This window comes from Morganella psychrotolerans (genome assembly GCF_001676155.1).
GTDB classification, from domain to species: Bacteria; Pseudomonadota; Gammaproteobacteria; order Enterobacterales; family Enterobacteriaceae; genus Morganella; species Morganella psychrotolerans.
In genome coordinates this window covers 94085-112001 of the sequence record NZ_LZEW01000012.1, presented here as the reverse complement: position 1 = coordinate 112001, position 17917 = coordinate 94085, and the positions used below count along the sequence as shown (strand labels likewise).

Below are 17917 nucleotides of genomic sequence, written 5' to 3'. Positions count from 1 at the left end.
AAAATGAAAGTCACATCACCGGCTGCACTGGCTAATGCCGTCAGAGATCAACGAAAGATCAGTAAGATGAGTCAGACTCAGACTGCTGAGCTGATTGGTATCAAACAGACAACCGTTTCTGATTTCGAGAATAAACCGGAATCCACTAAGCTGGAAACATTGTTCAAAATCCTTGCCGCTCTGGATCTGGAGCTTCATGTTACGAAACGTGGCTCAACTCCGGATGAGAAAAAAACATGGAATAAGGAGTGGTAAGGAATGAAAACACAGGCACTGACAGTCGCCATGAACGGCGATGTGGTAGGCACACTGTATCGGGATGGTACGGGTGCTATGTCATTCGAATACACGCCGGAATGGCTGTCTGAGCCCGGTTCCCGTGCTATTTCATTATCACTGCCCCTTCAGCACAACAGAATCAGGGGTAAGGAAGTATTCAATTTTTTCAGCAACCTGCTGCCGGATTCAGAGGCGATTATTGCCAGGATGCAGGCACGGTTCCATGTTGATACAACACACCCGTTTGATCTGCTGGCAAGTGTCGGGCGTGACTGCGTGGGCGCAATTCAGCTGTATCCGTCGGGCAGTGACATTCCGTCTGTCATGGAAATACGGGCTGAGCCGCTGGATGATCATCAGATTGAAACACTGCTTGATGGCTATCAGACGGCACCTTTAGGGATGGAAGAAGGCGCTGATTTCCGTATTTCTTTAGCCGGAGCTCAGGAAAAAACAGCCCTGCTCCGGTATCAGAACTGCTGGCAGCGACCACAAGGCAGTACACCTACCAGTCATATTTTTAAGCTCCCGATTGGGCGGATAGAACAGAATAATATCGACCTGCGGGAAAGCTGCGAAAATGAATGGCTGTGTTTGCGTATCGCCAAAGCATTTGGATTCCCCGCAGCTGATGCTGAATTAACCGTATTTGGTCAGAAAAAGGTACTTATCGTCGGGCGCTTTGATCGGAAGTGGTCAGAGAATGGCTGGCTGATGCGGTTGCCTCAGGAAGATTTTTGCCAGGCTCTGGGAGTATCTCCGGCACTGAAATATGAATCACACGGCGGCCCGGGAATAGCGGATGCAATGAATCTGTTGTTAGGCTCCCGCCTTGCCACACAAGACCGTGAATTATTTTTTAAATCACAGATTCTGTTCTGGATGCTGGCTGCAATTGATGGTCACGGGAAGAATTTCAGCCTGTTTATCGAGCCCGAAACATCGTTCCGGATGACGCCGCTTTATGATGTGATGTCTGCATTTCCTATTTTTGGCAGCAGGAGCATTCCGCTTAAAAAAGCCAAAATGGCGATGGCGTTATACGGGAAAAATAAGCAGTATAATTTTGCGATGATACAGCCACGGCATTTTATCAGTACCGCCGCACGGGTTGGCTTTTCTCAGGATACCGCCCGTCATCTTATGCTTGAAATGGCCTCTTGCGCAGACGCTGTAATCGCCACTGTAGCCACAGAGTTACCGGCGGATTTTCCGCAACATATCAGTGACGCCATTTTCAAAGGGTTATCCGGGCAGGCTGCTAAAATCGTTAAATGGGGTGAGGCTGATCTGATCCTGACCACCAAATGTGGACACTACTCTAAGTGAGCTATTGGTTTTCAAACTGCTCTGGGCTGATCCCGCTACAGACACTGTGACGCCGCCATTTATTATAGTCACATTCGATATAATTAAATATCTCTGTCCGTATCGCCTGCCTGTCAGCAAAATATTCACCGTGAACAGCTTCTACTTTTAGTGAGTGAAAAAAGCTTTCCGCGCTGGCATTATCATCACAACAGCCCTTGCATTCATGCTGCCGGTCAGGCTGTGCCTTTTCAGTCCTGCCCGATATTCGACAGAACAATACTGGCTAACGCGATCGGTATGAACTATCACGTGTTCCGGATAATTCTGGTGTGCCATGGCCATACGCAGCGCATCACAGGCCCGTCGGGCCGTCATCCTAGATGACATTGACCACTCGATAACCTCCCGTGACCACAGGTCGATTACGACAGCCAGGTACAACCAGCTTTCGCCGGTGTGCAGGTACGTAATGTCTCCTGCTCATTTTTGGTTCGGACCGGGCGCATAAAAATCCTGTTTCAACACATTTTCTGAGACAGGCAAACCATGGTTACGGTAGCTTACCGGCCTGAATTTCTGAGTAGCCTTGACCTGTAAGCCCTGAACGCGGAGGCTCGCAGATACCATTTTACGGTTATATTTTATGCCGCCATCATACAACTCATCCGTCAGCCTGAGCGCACCATAGCGTTGTTTTGCAGTAAAAAAACTGAGCACGAACTGCTGTGTCACAACGCTGACACAAGCGGTACCAGCCACTGCTGGCAACCTGAAGAACCCAGCACGTAGCGCAGATATGGAATTCAGCCCAATATTTTTCAATAAAGACATACTTCACTTCAGGTGTTTCGCGAAGTATGTCGCGGTCTTTTAGAGGATGGACAGCTCCTCCTCCCGTTCAGCCAGTTGCCGCTTCAGACGGGCGTTTTCAGTCGGGCGTTTTCAGTCGCTAGTTCATTTTCGCAGTCTGACACCGGCATTTTCTGCTGCTGTTTACTACGCCAAGTATAAAGCTGCGATTCATGGAGGCTGAGTTCGCGGGCAGCCGCAGTCACTCCGATGCGTGCAGCCAGCTTCAGGGCCTCCATACTAAATTCAGGGGTGTGCTGTTTACGTGTTTTCTTTGTATCTAAGACTAATTTAGTCATATGAGCCACCTCTGATTGAGAGTTTACTCACTTAGCTGCGTATCCACTACTGGCGGACACGATCACTCTGTCGTAGCGGAGAAAGTATTGCACGCATCTGTCCAAAATATTAAGATTCATTTATAAAAATGATTGATTGCGCGAAAGCAATGAGGTGATAAATGATTAAAGGTATAGGCCTTCAAAATTTCAGGAGTTTTGTCAATAAAACTTTTATTGAACTGAAACCAATTACAGTATTCGTTGGTAAGAATAGTAGTGGTAAGAGTTCTCTTTTGCGTACATTTCCTTTACTTCGTCAATCTGTAGAGGAAAATACTACTGGCCCAATACTATGGTATGGGAGGTATGTAGATTTTGGTGATTTTACAGATGTACTTTCTCGAAACTCTGAAAAAAAAAGAAATTACATTTAGTTTTTCATTTTCAATTCCACCAGAATTATTGCAAAGATATTCTTACTATCGTCTTACTAGCCAAAACATACAAGCAACAGATGTTGAAGTAGAGTTAACTGTTTACTCCAAAGACAAAAAAAACAAAAACAAAAACAATTAAAATAATTTTAAGTGACGTAACTATTTTTATTACTATGGATGAAAATAACAATAATGTAAAATTACTTATCGAATCCGGTAATAAAATAGTAGAGCGGGAAGGTGTAATAGCTAAAAACCTTGGCCAATTCATACCTAATCTATCTTTAAAGGGTAAAGAAGAAAATATCAGTTCAAACACATCATTCTATTTACGACACGCCAGAAATGATAGAGCGTTAGAGTTATCATTTATTGATCTTGCTGTAAAATATATAAAACAATATTTCCATACTAAATCGGATATGAGTCAAATCCAGGATTCTTTTAAAAGAATTGCTTTTATGCCTAAAAGTGATGCTGAAAATTTAGTCACCTTCTTATTTAGGGAACAAAAAATTTTTAGTAAAAACTTTAAGCTCCAACATACTGACATTATGAATGAATTATATCCATTTATAATAGGCTGGAATATTAACAATGTTATAGATATAATTAATACTTATTTATCAAATTTATTTGGAGGCGTAAAATATATAGCTCCACTACGAGCCACATCTGAAAGATTTTATCGCTTTCAAGATTTACAGGTAAATGAGATAGACCACACAGGTTCTAATCTAGCAATGCTTTTAAATTCGTTACGACCAGCCGATAAATTAAAATTTGAAGCTTGGACTAAATCAAATTTTGATTTCATCATAAAAGTTGAACAAAGTGGATCACATTTTGCTATTTTAATTAATACCGGTGAAAATAGTGAAAACTATAATGTTAGTGATATGGGCTTTGGTTATTCTCAAGTTTTACCAATAGTTACGGCTATTTGGCTTGAAACGGAACGTCGCACAACCACGTATAGAAACCCCATAACATTTATCATTGAGCAGCCTGAATTACATTTACATCCATCATATCAGAATAATTTAGCAAGAATTTTTGCGAAAGTTATAACCAAAGCAAAAGAAAATAATGTAGATTTAAAAATAATTTTTGAGACACATAGTCAGACAATGATTGAAGCGCTTGGTGAATATATTGAAGATAATGAAGGTCTTTCAGAGGATGATGTCTCAATATTAGTATTTGAAAAAAATGAAGAGCAACAGACTATAGTTAAAAAGTCTTATTTTGATGAAAATGGTTTTCTTCAAAACTGGCCGGTTGGTTTTTTTTTCAGGTAAGTAATTATGTTAATTAATATTATAAATGCAACCCCAGATAAAGTACTGAATAACTCATTTGCAATAGCAATTGAAAATATACTTAGGTCATTTGCCGAACAAAAACACTTGATAATAGCATCGAGAGATTTTTTTTAAAACTATCATTGGTGATACAAAAGGATTCTACAGCCATTCATCAAAACATTATGCCCATGAGGCTTTATCCGGTCTAACTGAGTACCATGCAGTCTTACAACAAGTATCCTTCTACGTATCTGTCGATTTTACTATCAGAGATAAATCCTTCACATGGGTTCAAACTGGTGAAAATTTCAAATTTGTTTGTGGCCCTTTATATTTTAATGATTCAGCACAATTACAAAAGGTTAAAATAGTATGTGAAAACCCATTGGATTCTGATTTTTTTTAAAATAATAGCTATCCATTATGCAGAAAATATCAGTTTATCTCGTTGTGAAATTAATTTCACTGCTCTAAACGGTGGAGGTGGAAGTACGAAAGACATATTTGAACGTATAATTAAAAATAATGAAATTGTTTTTTGTATAGTGGATAATGATAAAGAGCACCCTAAAGCTCCACACGGAGGAACTTGCTCACATTTCCTTGGTTCCAAAACTATTCGCTCAGGTTTTGTAGAGATTTTAGATGTACATGAAATAGAATCATTAGTTCCTTTGACAACAATCGAAGATGTGTTAATAAATCAAAATCAATTACAGAACAAAAAAAAAATCTCTCATTTTCTTTAAAAATCTTTGCTCTATTGATGAAGCAGTAAAGTTTTATTTCGATCACAAAAAAGGTTTTAAGTTTAAAACTGCATTAGCACTTGATGAAAGACACGGTGACTATTGGGGGCCGATATTAAATCAACTTGATATAGATTATGATTGTGAAAATTATGACGGCTTTGGTGATCACTTGCTTAGTAATACATTAAAGTTCATACAAACTGGAAGTTTGAAGAAATACAATCCTAACTTATCACCGAAGCTTTCAGAGAAATGGCATAAGTTAGGAAAAAATTTCTTTAGTTGGAGTTGTGGACCATATAAAAAAAACAAGATCTAGTTAAAGTTTAGTAATTCCAACATTGGTAAAGGGCCTGAATTATTATTAGACTCTGTAAATCACTTTCCATACTGGGTCATCTGTCAGAAATACCTTGCGTTTCTTTATCACCATTGGATCACACTGTTCAGTAATCTAATGGCGTTACCGTGTAAATTATATAAAATATCAGTTGGATAGTAGAATAAAGTGCTCACATTCCCCTCAGTGTCAACATAGTTGTCACTGAGGGCCCAGCTTAAAAACAGCCGTTGAGTAGCTTTTTCCGAATCCCAGGCGTATCCCTAATTGCATATCGATGATAACTTTACTAACCTAAGCTAAATTAGGTTCAGAGGGTATTGAAATGGGATATATCTATGAAACGAATGTAATTGATTGGAATAAGGCAAATGCATATATCAATTATAGTAAAACCTAACCGACCGAAAAAATCAGAAACAACTCATTATTCGGATCAGTTTTTTACCCTTCAGGGGAAACATAGCCGTGGTTAAAGCAGCCTCTATCAAATTACTCCTTTCATCTGTATTTTTACTTCTTTTGGCTGGCTATGGGATATATGTTTCAATAGCTCATTATCTGGATTATTTTTTGATGAAGGAGAAAATAGAGTTTTCATTCTTAACCGGTCTGTTCGGTTTTGGCTCCCCCTTGATTATTTATTTTGCATATTTTGGATTTATTTTATCACGCGATATAAAACCAACAAAAAGAACAGTAAGCACTGCAAAATATCTGGCAGGAATAGCAATATTCGGCATGATTTTTAGTTTGTTTTTTTTCAGCCTACGTCAACGTTAGCCTGACATCAAAAGGTTATCTGATTTGTGACAAAAAATCCATATTCGCTCCTAATGAATATGTTCTATCAAAAAATATGTGTAAATAAATAGTACGTGGTTTAATTATTAACCACTTGGCAGTAAAGCAATGTCACCTCCGGATAGTCCGGCTATTATATCTGCTATGAATATATTGAATAAAATATAATAACGAAGAATAAATATAATGAAAACAGGCAGATTGATCATATCGTTATTGATGCTGTATCCGAAGATACTACCCTTTAAATAATTTCTAGGTATAGATACAGATTCCATCTGAATACGCTAATTCTGAATTTTTAATACCAGTCCCCATCCCAAAAACTCAATCACCCGATCTACTCAGGAAACCTTCAAAACCCCAAATACAGTTGCTGATGCAAATTATTAGCCACCTAATTCCGGGGATTTCCTGGCTTTGCGGCAATGTTGCCTTTTTTAGCCATTTTCATGAAACGTAAACCCGCTTGAACCCGTCATCCGTTCCCCCTACGTTTATACGCGTAAAACCTGCTGTCAGTGACAGCCGCCAATGTTTCAATATCAATAAGATATATACCCAACGTCATTCAAGTTGCAGGCAGGCGGCAAGCTCCGACCGACGGGGAGCATACATTGGTATGTGACCCGGCGGGCTGAGTGCAGCCAACGAACCTGCGGTTTGAATGAATAGGGGTATAAGTGACCTGCAAGAAACGCCTTCGGGTGGTCACACGCCAAAGTCATCGCGTGGTCTGTAACTGACGCCTTCGGGCGACCACACGCCAAAGTCATCGTGGCCTGCAACTGACGCCTCCGGGTGGCCGCAATATGCTTCCGCAATCCGGAAGAAATGCCGTTAAAACCAAATCTCAGTGTCTGATATGTGCAGCTTACTGCGCTCTGCTATGCCTCAGGGCATCTGCAAGCGCCTGTCCTGCTGCGCAGTGTTTAAGGCGTCACTTTTACACAGTGAAAGTGACGCCGCCGCACAGACTACTCTCAGCTCCCGAGATATACCGCTTACAAAATCCGTCATGCCTCTGACACCACCGTCAGCGTCTGACAAATAACCTAAAGGAGACCAAAACCACACTGAACCGATACCGGGGACGGGCTGCCAGGCCCGTGGGGATAACCTGCTAACGCAGGCGGCTGCACAGAGTGCAACACCGACGCCCCGTAATACCTCAACCTCTGCCCGCTCCGGCGCACAGGTATCGTTCAGAGCATCAATCCATGCGCCGGAGAAATGCAGTCAGCTGAAATACAGGGAAATTCGTATGAGTAAATTAACCAGGGAAATGACCATGCTGGCGAAACAGTCCGGCGGCAGTTTCAAAACTGTGCATGACCGTATCCGGATTATGGATAGATTCAGCCGTCACCTTCTCGCGCTGAATATTCAGATTAAAGATATCCGCCATCTGAAATCAAAACATATCGAGAGCTTTATTGCAGATCGCCAATCGGCAGGAATTGCCCTGCGCTCACTGCAAAATGAAATGTCTGCACTGCGCTGCGTTCTGCGCACAGCAGGCAGAGATAAGCTGGCTGAATCAGAACGGCTGACCAATAAGGTGCTTGGATTAAGTGGTGCGAGCCGTGCCGGAACAAAGCTGGCAATCCCGGATGATCGCTTTCAGGCCGCACTGCAACTGGCTCAGGCGCGTGATGAGGGCTTTGCCTGTACCCTGCAACTCGCCCGCCTGTTAGGGCTGAGATCGCAGGAAGCAGTGCAGTGTGCGGCATCAATAAAAATGTGGGAAAACCGAATTCACAATTCCTGTTCCACCATCACTGTCGTGTTTGGTACAAAAGGCGGCCGCCCGCGGGAGGTACAGATTATCGATCGGGACGCCGTAAAGCAGGCGATAGATAACGCATTGCGGATTGTTGAAAGCCGCAACGGCAGACTGATTGATAAACCAGATCTAAAAACAGCGATGAATTACTGGCGCACGCATACCGCACGTATCGGACTGACCGGTCGCTACTCGCCGCACAGTCTGCGTTATGCATGGGCGCAGGATGCAATTGCGCATTATCTGTCGCAGGGCTATTCCCGCACGGAAGCCAGGGCGCTGACATCCATGGATCTGGGTCATGGCGATGGTCGCGGCCGCTATGTTGAACGCGTTTACACACGGAAAGAGGATTGATTATGACTGAATACAATTTACTGCGGGTTCGCGAGGTGATGAAAAAAACCGGCTTTAAGCGGTCATGGGTTTATGTGCAGATGAGTCTCGGGAAATTCCCGCGCCCTGTCAAAATAGGCTCCCGCTCGATTGCCTGGGTGGAAAGTGAAATAAATGAATGGATTGCGACACACATCAAAAAACGTGAGGAACAGCGTAAATGAGCGTTTTTTGTAATTTATCTATTGTATATCTGCGTTATATTCTCATGGTTACGGTTCAATCTGTAACCGGAGTTGGCGTTCCGAAAATCCCAATGATATCGATTCACATGCACTGCATGTGTACCATTCATTTATCGGAGGCCACTTTATGTCCGCCATTCTTCTTTTGTTATCCCCACTGTTCATTTCATTTTCTGCGGGGGTGCCTTATGTATGATCACACCCCTCTCACGCCTGAAGAACTCTCTGACCAGTGCTGTGCCCTCGCGTTTGCCATTATCCGACTTGAACACCCCTATGCTGAAGAGCTGCTGATGTACGTCCTGTGGGAACGCATCAACATGCTCAATGCTGCGCTGACAACGGAGGTGCTCAGCGATGAATAAATCAGTGACTGATATTGTGGCACGATGCCGCCATAACTGGCCTGCGATAATGGCGATGCTGGATATCCCGGTTCAGCCGGACGGCAGACACAGCGCCTGCCCAGCCTGCGGCGGAAAAGACCGCTTCCGGTTTGATAATAAAGCAGGACGCGGCACCTGGTTCTGTAACCAATGCGGTCACGGTGACGGGCTGGATTTAGTCGCACTGGTGAAACAGTGCAGTCTGTCTGAGGCGGCACAATTGGCAGAAAACCGGGTGTTGGCAGTGTCAACACCGCCCGCCAGAGAAAAAATAGGTAGCCGCCGGGCACCACAGGATAAAATCCGCCAGATCCTGAAGCATACAAAAACAGGTGAAAGCCTGTATCTCAGCGCAAAAGGACTTACTGCACTGCTGCCCTGCCTGACCGCGCAGCAGACCATGCAAATCAGTGATCTCTCCTTTGGTGAAGGGAGCCTGTTGCTGACGCTGAATAATACAGCGGGTGAGCTCACCGGCGCACAGCTGATTAATCCCGCAGGCGGAAAACGGCTGTTGCCCGGCTCTCAGCTGAAAGGCGCGTTTATCACGATTCAGTTTCCGGATGATCCGGAGACCATCATCATCACTGAGGGTTACGCGACCGGTCTGACGCTCAGCCTGATCACCACCACGGCGGCGATTGTTGCCGCCGTATCCGCGAACAATCTTATCAATATCGCGAATGCGTTACGCAGTCAGCACCCGGAGGCCGCCATTATCCTGGCGGGCGATCATGATATCCATACTGACGGCACGACCAATACCGGCAAAGAACAGGCAGAAAAAGCAGCGCTGGCAGTCAATGGCCGGGTTTCCCTGCCGCCGGCTGCCACACAGTGTGACTGGGATGATTTCCGCCGGCAGCATGGTATCGAAGCAACAAAAGCGGCATTCCGCAAACAGTGCTATCAGCCGCAGCGCGCACCGCTTACCTGCATTAATTACACTGCGCCGCAATTCAACAGCAATCTTCCGCTGCGCAAAGGTTCTGACGGCTTTGATACACGTCAGGATTATCTGATCAAAGGCTATCTGCCCGGTTCGTGTGTTGCCAGTGCCTATGGTGCCAGCGGGTCGTATAAATCGTTCCTGGCGGTTTCGTGGGGATGCCATATCGCAACCGGCAAGCCGTGGGCGGGTAAACCGGTTACACAGGGTGCGGTGATTTATGTTGTCGGTGAGGGGGGGATCGGCGTACCCCGCCGTATCCGTGCGTGGGAACAGACACTGAACGGCGGCAGTCCGATAGATTCACTCTACCGCGTTGATTGCCCGATTTTCCCGGCAAGCCCGGACAGTGTGCATCAGGTGATACAAGCCGCGAATGATGTAAAAGACGCAACGGGTATGCCGGTGCGCCTGATCATACTCGACACCCTCGCCCGCTGTTTCGGTGGTTCGGATGAGAATGCAGCCAAAGATATGGGCGCATTCATTCAGGGCTGTGATTTTATCAAAGCCGCCACACAGGCCACTGTTCTGGTTATCCATCACTCCGGCAAAGATCAGGATAAGGGTGCGAGAGGCTCCAGTGCGTTTCGTGCAGCTCTTGATGTCGAGTTTCATGTGCGCCGCGAAGGTGAAGACCCGGCAATCATCCTCAGTTGCACCAAAATGAAAGATGCAGAAGAGCCGCCGCGCCGTGCGTATGATCTGCATTCTGTTGATTTATATGTGGATGAGGACGGCGACCAGATCACCTCACTGGTACTAAATGACGAAGGGCGTGAGGTCCGGGATGACGATCCGGCCTCTGATCCGGATTTAGCCGGTGTTCCGCGCCTGACGGACAACCATGTCGCGCTGTGGCAGGCTATCCGCTCACGGACAGCCAAAGGCGAAAGCTGCACCCGTGCGGTACTGCGTGACGATATGAAAGCAATGGGATTTGATGTCTCCAAAAAGTTTTCCCGCTGGCTGGATAAGCTGGAAAAAGACAATCTGATCACATTGCGTGGCGAGGAAATTATCCCGCTGTCGTATCAGACCAAAGTGGGGGACTAAACGGGGGAATAGTGGGGGAAGCTGTCCGGAGTACCACAAAAACCGGTGTTTTCCCCCACTTCGCAGTTATATATAGAACCTAAGTGGGGGCGATACTGTAATATTATAATAAACATGTAGTTACGTTAAATTTTAAAAATGAGGTGGGGGAAGAAGTGGCACCCAGCCATGTGGGGGATGAAGTGGGGGACGTTCTCACGTTTTTTTCCTGGCAGGCGCAGTTAAAACCCTGCTGATTTACAGACAACGTGTCAGTGCCCATCTCAAATTTATCGTTAAGCCAGATATTTTTGATTGAAAATTTTCAGTGCCCGGGTATTTTATATTAGATTCGGAACGTAGCCCGTACTAATCACCATGGATGAGATAATATTGATAGATACCATTTTTTTTTATTTATAAGCGCATTGATTTTCTGGCAGTTGTTGTTTTTTCTCTGCTTGCACTTTGGCTTTCATCCATCTCATCAGGACGGATTTTAAGGCTTGCATTATTTTTGTCAGCGATACTAATTGTTGCCCCTTATATTTTTGCTGCTGCTTATGTATTACTTATAATGTCCGTAAGCCTGATGTTTGCATATAACTAAAATTAAATATATATCAATAAATTATAGTAGAATCATATAAATATACTAACATCCGGGATCTGACTCAGGTTCATCACCCAGCCCGTAAGTGCAGGCGTTAGGATCTTCCCATTTATTATCTTTATAGAAAAAATAAACAGGACTACCATTATCCGGGATCACATACCCAAGGCCACTTGACTGAATAGTCCATTTCCCGGAAAAACCATCTTCAAATTGAACATTCCCATACGATATACATGCAGAATAATAATCATGCAGCCATTTATTCTCATTTGACTCCTCAGCAAATTTAAAAAAAATTCATTAACTGGTTCTTATTTGGAACAAATTTTTTACATGCTTCTTTTTCATATTTATTATCTTCACCATCATAAATACTACCTGACTCAGATATTTCAATTTTGCTTATATTTTTAGATAATGCATTCATTGATAATGAAGAAAGCATTACCAGCACAAAGATCATTTTCTTTACCATGATGTAGTACCCGCTTCAGTTTTATTTTTTCTCGCCACATCAGGATGTCTATATATCTCTGATACAGGAATATCTAAGGTATCAACTAATTCAGATATAAACCATTTTAACGTCACCAACACAGTGTTTGTACACTGCCGGATCGTAAGAACAGAAACTTATGTATGCATTATCAGTTTTCGTTCCACAATGGTTAAAAAACTGTAACCGCACAGCTCCTTAACCATCTTGTATCCCATCACCCTCGCGCACTGGCAGGTTTGTGCTCAGCCAGTATCTGACAAAAATGATCACATCCGAAGGTTGTTTTTCATGCATATATTTGACGATTTATAAATCATGACTTACTATAAACGTAAACCACCCCGCTTTGTCACATGCGGAAAAATGGGAGGATCGTATGCATACACACAGTGCTGAAAGAGAAAGAAAAAAGCCGGCTGTTTCATTTCATGCAAATGAGGTGCTGGCAAGCCGCGTCAGTCATCTTGTTTCATCCCTTTTTGCTGATTTTGACGATAAATCTCTGGTATCTGAAATCATGGTACTGGAAGACCTTGAGCTGCTGGTTTACGTTGTAAATGCTTATCTGCAAAAGAAAACGCGGATGAATGATCGCGAAATGGAGATGTTTAAAGCCAGAATTCAGGCTACAGTCAGATTTTATCAGAAGCTGGATAAGCTGGGCGGTACTGTAAAAGCGAAAGAGGTCAGTGAGTTGCTGGGAGTGACACGGCAAACTGTTAATAATCATGTGAACAAAGGCAAGCTGATTGCAGTACGCCGTGGCGGTGATTATCTGTTCCCTGTCTTTCAGTTTAAGGGGTCGGAAATGCTCCCTCATCTGGACGATATTCTGCTGTGTCTGCCGCCGGAAACGGATGCAACCGCACGGGTTTCATTCCTGACCAGCCCGGTTCGCGTTGATAATAAAAATCCGGTAAAAACACCGCTTGAGATCCTCCGTGATAATCCTTCCGATGAAAAAATAACACTGCTACGCCGCGAGGCTACGCTTTTCGCCAATCAGATAGCATCATAAAAGGGTTCACCGGCCCGGACAGACCGGTGAACCATAACAGCATTAAAGCGTCACATCGAAGTGTAGTATTTTCACCAGCATCTCCTCTGCCGTGATGTCCTTATAAGGCCAGCCGACAGGCAGAAACTGATGCTCTGTATACTTACTGAGTGATTCACACGCCAGGATTTTAAACAACTTTCCCTCTTCCGGTTCAAACACTGCGAGGCACATCCCCGCAAGATAGTGACGGCTTGCATAACGGATACCATGGAAATCCCGCTCCGGATCATTTGCCAGACAACCCGTGATAGCCTGCGTCAGTGTGTAGTCAACACCGGTCAGTTGATCCGCTGTCAAATGCAACATAGACGCAAGAGTCGCCATATCAACCAATCGCAGCGGGAATACCGGATGCAATGTGTACATCTGAGCAATCTCCAGACTGCTGCCGGATATCGCAAAATGCCCGCGACCATGGTGATACATCCTGCCATAACTTTCTGCCAGTGCTGTCAGGCTGTTCTCTGCGAAATAGCATACCCCGGTATTACCGGACAGATCGTTATAGCGCCCCATATCATCCGGTTTTGTTGGTTTCCCGTAATGTTCCGCTGACGGATAGTGTTTTCCCTGAAAGCGCTTCACATCCAGATCAAAACCTAAAACAGGTAATTTCCCGTTATGGCAAAGCTGGGTCAGTTGTTCCAAAACGACGAGATATCTTCCATCAAAAATAATTCCTATATATTTAATATCCTTACTAAATAACGAATGATAGCGATATGCTTCACCCTTCCTGAAAGTTCAGTTCATATTTCTGTATGTGAACTGCCGATCCTGCCCATAAGCAAGAGCGGCAATCGTTGCACATTTGTTAAATCAGGTTAAGGTTTTTATTGTTATTCTTTGAATTGGATATGAAAAATAGTCTGAACAGAGTCAAAACTAAAAGATGATATACAGTACCGGCCATCTAAAAACAGCCGGTAGTGTATTAAATATTATCCGATCTCAAACTCATACGGCACCACAAATTCCCTGCTGACCGCATCCAGGTAATCACCCCACCATTGCATTATCAGTTTTCGTTCCACAATGTGTTCGGCTTTGTGAATATAGGCGGCGCGGACGGCATTGCGCTCCTGGTGGCTCATCTGCCGCTCTATCGCATCCCGTGACCATTTTCCTGATTCAATCAGTGCGCTGCACGCCATGGTGCGAAAACCATGACCGCACAGCTCCTTAGCAGTGTCATATCCCATCGTCCGCAGGGCATTGTTCACCGTGTTCTCACTCATCGGTTTTATCAGGCTGTGGTCGCCCGGGAAGAGTAGCTCGCCCTCTCCGCTGATTGTCCTGATCTCTGCCAGAACGGCCAGAGTCTGGCGCGACAGTGGCACAATATGTTCTGACTGCATTTTCGCACCACGATAAGAGAATTTCACACCGGGGATCGGCGTGCGCTCCGCCGGAATTATCCAGATGGCGCGTTCTATGTCGAATTCAGACCAGCGGGCAAGCCGGATTTCACTGGAGCGCGAAAACGTCAGCAGCGTAAACTGTATCGCCAGTTTGGTTAGCCGGCGGCCGTAGTAATAATCCAGCTTCGTCAGAAACTCCGGCAACCGTTCCAGCCGTAACGCCGGGCGGTGAGTAACCCGCGGCGGCATCAACGCTCCGGCCATGTCTTTCGCCGGATTGCGATCAATCACGCCGCATTGAACTGCATATCCCATGATATCCGTGATCCGCTGCTTCAGCCGTGAGGCCAGCTCCAGGCGATCATTCGCCTCCACGACCCGCAGCGGTATCAGTAAATCTTTGGTTTTCAGTTCTGCAACATGCCGCTGACCTATCGCCGGGAGAATATGCTTTTCCATATCGCGCCAGATACGGTTGGCGTGCGTCTCTGACCAGCGCCGCCGTCTGAGCATCTGCTGTGACCATTCCCGCGCCATTTTCTCAAAGGTATTCAGCGCGTCCTCTTCGGCTTCCTTCTCCGCGATACGCTTCTGCTTCGGGTGAATGCCATCCAGTATCATCAGACGGGCTTCATCGCGTTTATCACGGGCGCGTGACAGTGAAACCAGCGGATATGCGCCGAATGCTATCCGGCTCTCTTTGCCGTTGTATGCAAACTTAAAATACCAGCGCTTTGTACCGATCGGATTTACCTGAAGATACAGGCCGTACTCGTCGGCCAGTTTGTACATCTTTTTACCAGGTTTTGCGTTCCTTGCTGCCATGTCACTTAATGCCATAAGTCCGGGTCACTCCTTTGTCGAATTGGTTTATCGCATCGTGACTTTTACGTACTCTGGGAACAACAAAGAAGTATATTCACAAGGTTGAACATTTTAATAAGCAGGTGACATAGGGGTTCATCACTGTGTGGACAACCAAAAACAGTGCAGAATAACGAAACAGGCTGAGTTACCGGTTGGTATAATTTGAGGGGGAAAATTTAATTCGTTGTTTTTATTTGAAAAGATAAATAGTGATATTTTTTATCGGGGTATACAGGTGGCGATATATATCTTGAAGAAATATCGTCATTATTTATTGATCAGTGATGTAAAACCCCGCCCTTCCGCCGTCACAGGGTCAAATCCAAATCGCAGTAGTTGCCTCTGTTCATTGTGTTCGCATCACCGGATGATCAACGAACACAGTGCAGGCAAGTTGTAACTATCTGTCAGTTTACGATTAATCAATCGACAGCAAAACAGATCACCGCAGGTTCACAATTGCTTCCGGGGCACCTTCAAAAATAAACGGGTTGAGAAACATTCGTCTCCACAATAAATTACGATCGACTTCGCTCAATGAGGCTTCACTACATATCTCATCCCAGTTCTCCTGAACAGTCCTGATACTGTGGGATATAAGTTCGATAGCTTCCTGTTCACTCAGCAGAAATTTGGCTGCTGCTGACAGACAAACAGCAAGATTACTCATTCTGTTTTCGCCTGTAATCAGCATGGCCTGCGTTGCTTCATTACCGGCACGATTCTGAGGGCAAATATCATAAGCAGGCGTCAGTCTGAGTTTTTTACCATCGCAAAATGCCGCATGATTTCTGGCGTGATCATCAGTGTTACCGCAAATAATATTAAAAACCAAACGCCCGAACAGTTCCCGCAGTGTTTCTTTAGGTGCATCAAAGCGCTGACGAATAATATCTGTCAAATCCTCATAACTCGTATATCTTGCCATCATCTCATCAAGGCCAAAAATAGTCAGCGCAGAAACCATCAAACGACGCTGCCACCCTGCATCACTTCGTATACGGTCGAAACGCTCAACAAGTATGACATCTTTACCTGCTGTATTATGGATAAGAACAGATGCAACATTTAATCCGGCCATAGAAGCCAGCCGCATAGCCACATATTCTGCTTTCACGACATTATAGGTATCCGTAGAAGAAGAGAACTTCGCAATATATTTGCGATTCCCGGATTCTATCATTGCCTTTGGTCGTGCCCCGCCCAATGAACTACCATGAAAAAGCGCTTGATCGAGTTCAGGAGTCAGGGGTATACCGTTTTCAACCATAGATGCTGCCTGCATCAACTCTTCAAGGGATGCACTTTGAGACGCCCGGGACACGTACTCTGTTGCTGATAGCTGAAAATCAAGCCCCCCGATTCTGTCTGAACCTGACTCGAGCAGATATGTCAGCTCATCCAGCCTTTCAGTATCAGCATCTTTACCCTGAGCACCCATCATCCGATTCAGAATAACACGACGTCCCCATGCATCCGGGGCAGCATCACGTAGTGCACTAACTTGCTGTAGTCCCGGTGCCGGAAAAATAGTTCCCCGGTCCAGCGGGAGTTCCGTTTCATAAATAGGGATAGCATCTTTCCGCTCCAGATAACTACGACCGTAGTTAAATACAAACCTCGCACCATCCCGGTTTATGACGCCTGCAATAACCGGCTGGGTCGCATCAGGTAACCAGATCCATACGTACGCACGGTCAGGATTATTATCAGAAATCATCATTTATTATCTTCTTCGGGTGGCGCACTGCACGTGGCAAAAGCGATAAGGTTTTTTCTGCGTTTGCGGTATGTAACGTCATAGACAGATGATCAGGCGTAAAAAGTGAAATCCCGACTATGGCAGCCAGTTCAAACACCACACCAATCGCACATCCCATATCCCCTTGTTCAGCACGATAAACAAGCCCCCTGGATACACCAGCTCGTTCCGCCAACTCTTCAACTGTTAATTTATGCTCAATACGCGCAGTACGAAGCATCAATCCCAGCAACCGTGTGGCATCGCTGCTATAACGGGAGTAGGTTCGGGTGAATGATTTTGCCATCACACTCTCCTTTTGTTCCATTAATAGAGCATATAGCATCAGTATAGCCCATTTATAGAACAACACAAATTTGCGCCTGAATTTCAGGTGCGTCATGTTCCATAAATGGAGCGCAATAAGCTTACATGCTCCATTTATAGAACAAAACCAAAGCCACCTTGTACTAACCTTTAGTAATTCCTATTTTCTTCAGCATCCACATTTCAGGCTGAACAATCACCATTTGTACAAACATGACGCAATCAAATACCCCGTCACAGGGTCAAAAAACCGCGTCGCAAAGTTGACCCCGTCAAAACCGTTTTTTTGCCCGGCTGGCGCCCGGACGGCGACGGAGTAACAGGAACGCGTTACACGAACCAGTAATTG

General features: G+C 44.9%; 17 protein-coding genes and 2 pseudogenes. 13 read left to right on the top strand and 6 right to left on the bottom strand.

Annotation, left to right across the window (positions count from 1 at the left end):
- Positions 1 to 3: 3 nt before the first annotated feature.
- Together AYY16_RS10905 and AYY16_RS10900 are read left to right on the top strand one after the other, a co-directional pair.
- On the top strand, positions 4 to 255 hold the full coding sequence (locus tag AYY16_RS10905) for a helix-turn-helix domain-containing protein (protein ID WP_067366163.1): 252 nt from the start codon (positions 4 to 6) through the stop codon (positions 253 to 255).
- 3 nt (positions 256 to 258) lie between these two features.
- On the top strand, positions 259 to 1608 hold the full coding sequence (locus AYY16_RS10900; RefSeq protein ID WP_067366160.1) for a type II toxin-antitoxin system HipA family toxin: 1350 nt from the start codon (positions 259 to 261) through the stop codon (positions 1606 to 1608).
- Position 1609: 1 nt separating this feature from the next.
- Here AYY16_RS10900 and AYY16_RS10895 read toward each other — a convergent pair.
- Positions 1610 to 2738 (bottom strand): annotated as a pseudogene (locus tag AYY16_RS10895) (IS3 family transposase).
- A 161-nt stretch (positions 2739 to 2899) separates the two neighbouring features.
- On the opposite strand from AYY16_RS10895, the gene AYY16_RS21075 reads away from it, so the two are divergent.
- The 10 genes and pseudogenes from AYY16_RS21075 to AYY16_RS21055 all read left to right on the top strand — a co-directional run bounded on the left by AYY16_RS21075 (position 2900) and on the right by AYY16_RS21055 (position 11118).
- Positions 2900 to 3154: an AAA family ATPase gene (locus AYY16_RS21075; RefSeq protein ID WP_235846279.1), complete on the top strand. Its 255-nt coding sequence runs from the start codon at positions 2900 to 2902 to the stop codon at positions 3152 to 3154.
- Positions 3155 to 3252: 98 nt separating this feature from the next.
- Positions 3253 to 4458 carry an AAA family ATPase gene (locus AYY16_RS10885; protein ID WP_412778963.1) on the top strand — a complete coding sequence of 402 codons (1206 nt, stop codon included), beginning with the start codon at positions 3253 to 3255 and terminating at the stop codon, positions 4456 to 4458.
- Between the two features lie 380 nt (positions 4459 to 4838).
- Positions 4839 to 5213: a hypothetical protein gene (locus tag AYY16_RS21070; RefSeq protein WP_235846277.1), complete on the top strand. Its 375-nt coding sequence runs from the start codon at positions 4839 to 4841 to the stop codon at positions 5211 to 5213.
- A gap of 811 nt (positions 5214 to 6024) precedes the next feature.
- Positions 6025 to 6339 (top strand): DUF1240 domain-containing protein, encoded by a 315-nt coding sequence (locus tag AYY16_RS10875; RefSeq protein ID WP_235846276.1) that lies wholly within the window; start codon positions 6025 to 6027, stop codon positions 6337 to 6339.
- 1 nt (position 6340) lies between these two features.
- On the top strand, positions 6341 to 6427 hold the full coding sequence (locus tag AYY16_RS21065) for a DUF1240 domain-containing protein (RefSeq protein ID WP_328585676.1): 87 nt from the start codon (positions 6341 to 6343) through the stop codon (positions 6425 to 6427).
- Between the two features lie 1197 nt (positions 6428 to 7624).
- Positions 7625 to 8503 (top strand): integrase domain-containing protein, encoded by an 879-nt coding sequence (locus AYY16_RS10865; RefSeq protein WP_067366156.1) that lies wholly within the window; start codon positions 7625 to 7627, stop codon positions 8501 to 8503.
- A gap of 2 nt (positions 8504 to 8505) precedes the next feature.
- Positions 8506 to 8706 carry a helix-turn-helix transcriptional regulator gene (locus tag AYY16_RS10860; RefSeq protein ID WP_067366153.1) on the top strand — a complete coding sequence of 67 codons (201 nt, stop codon included), beginning with the start codon at positions 8506 to 8508 and terminating at the stop codon, positions 8704 to 8706.
- Between the two features lie 209 nt (positions 8707 to 8915).
- A complete protein-coding gene (locus AYY16_RS20545; RefSeq protein WP_166417039.1) occupies positions 8916 to 9092 on the top strand; it encodes a hypothetical protein in 177 nt (58 codons plus the stop codon).
- Positions 9085 to 9975, top strand: a pseudogene (locus AYY16_RS21060) (primase-helicase zinc-binding domain-containing protein); the annotation flags it as partial. The gene AYY16_RS20545 and the pseudogene AYY16_RS21060, both read left to right, overlap by 8 nt.
- Positions 9976 to 9984: 9 nt before the next feature.
- Positions 9985 to 11118, top strand: coding sequence for a helicase RepA family protein (locus AYY16_RS21055; protein ID WP_396673023.1), 1134 nt, complete (start codon positions 9985 to 9987; stop codon positions 11116 to 11118).
- An 881-nt stretch (positions 11119 to 11999) separates the two neighbouring features.
- Here AYY16_RS21055 and AYY16_RS10850 read toward each other — a convergent pair.
- Positions 12000 to 12188: a hypothetical protein gene (locus tag AYY16_RS10850; protein WP_067366148.1), complete on the bottom strand. Its 189-nt coding sequence runs from the start codon at positions 12186 to 12188 to the stop codon at positions 12000 to 12002.
- A gap of 400 nt (positions 12189 to 12588) precedes the next feature.
- Between AYY16_RS10850 and AYY16_RS10845 the strand changes: the two genes are divergently transcribed.
- Positions 12589 to 13230, top strand: coding sequence for a helix-turn-helix domain-containing protein (locus AYY16_RS10845; protein ID WP_067366146.1), 642 nt, complete (start codon positions 12589 to 12591; stop codon positions 13228 to 13230).
- Between the two features lie 42 nt (positions 13231 to 13272).
- Here AYY16_RS10845 and AYY16_RS10840 read toward each other — a convergent pair whose 3' ends face one another.
- From AYY16_RS10840 to AYY16_RS10825, 4 genes are all read right to left on the bottom strand, one after another.
- Entirely contained in the window at positions 13273 to 13920 is a 648-nt protein-coding gene (locus AYY16_RS10840; RefSeq protein ID WP_162271054.1) for an RES family NAD+ phosphorylase, read from the bottom strand.
- A 293-nt stretch (positions 13921 to 14213) separates the two neighbouring features.
- Positions 14214 to 15473, bottom strand: a complete 1260-nt coding sequence (locus AYY16_RS10835; RefSeq protein ID WP_067366140.1) for a tyrosine-type recombinase/integrase — start codon at positions 15471 to 15473, stop codon at positions 14214 to 14216.
- A gap of 469 nt (positions 15474 to 15942) precedes the next feature.
- A complete protein-coding gene (locus AYY16_RS10830; protein ID WP_067367235.1) occupies positions 15943 to 17220 on the bottom strand; it encodes a type II toxin-antitoxin system HipA family toxin in 1278 nt (425 codons plus the stop codon).
- Entirely contained in the window at positions 17210 to 17548 is a 339-nt protein-coding gene (locus AYY16_RS10825; protein WP_067367232.1) for a helix-turn-helix domain-containing protein, read from the bottom strand. The genes AYY16_RS10830 and AYY16_RS10825 overlap by 11 nt, the downstream gene beginning before the upstream one ends.
- Positions 17549 to 17917: the final 369 nt, after the last annotated feature.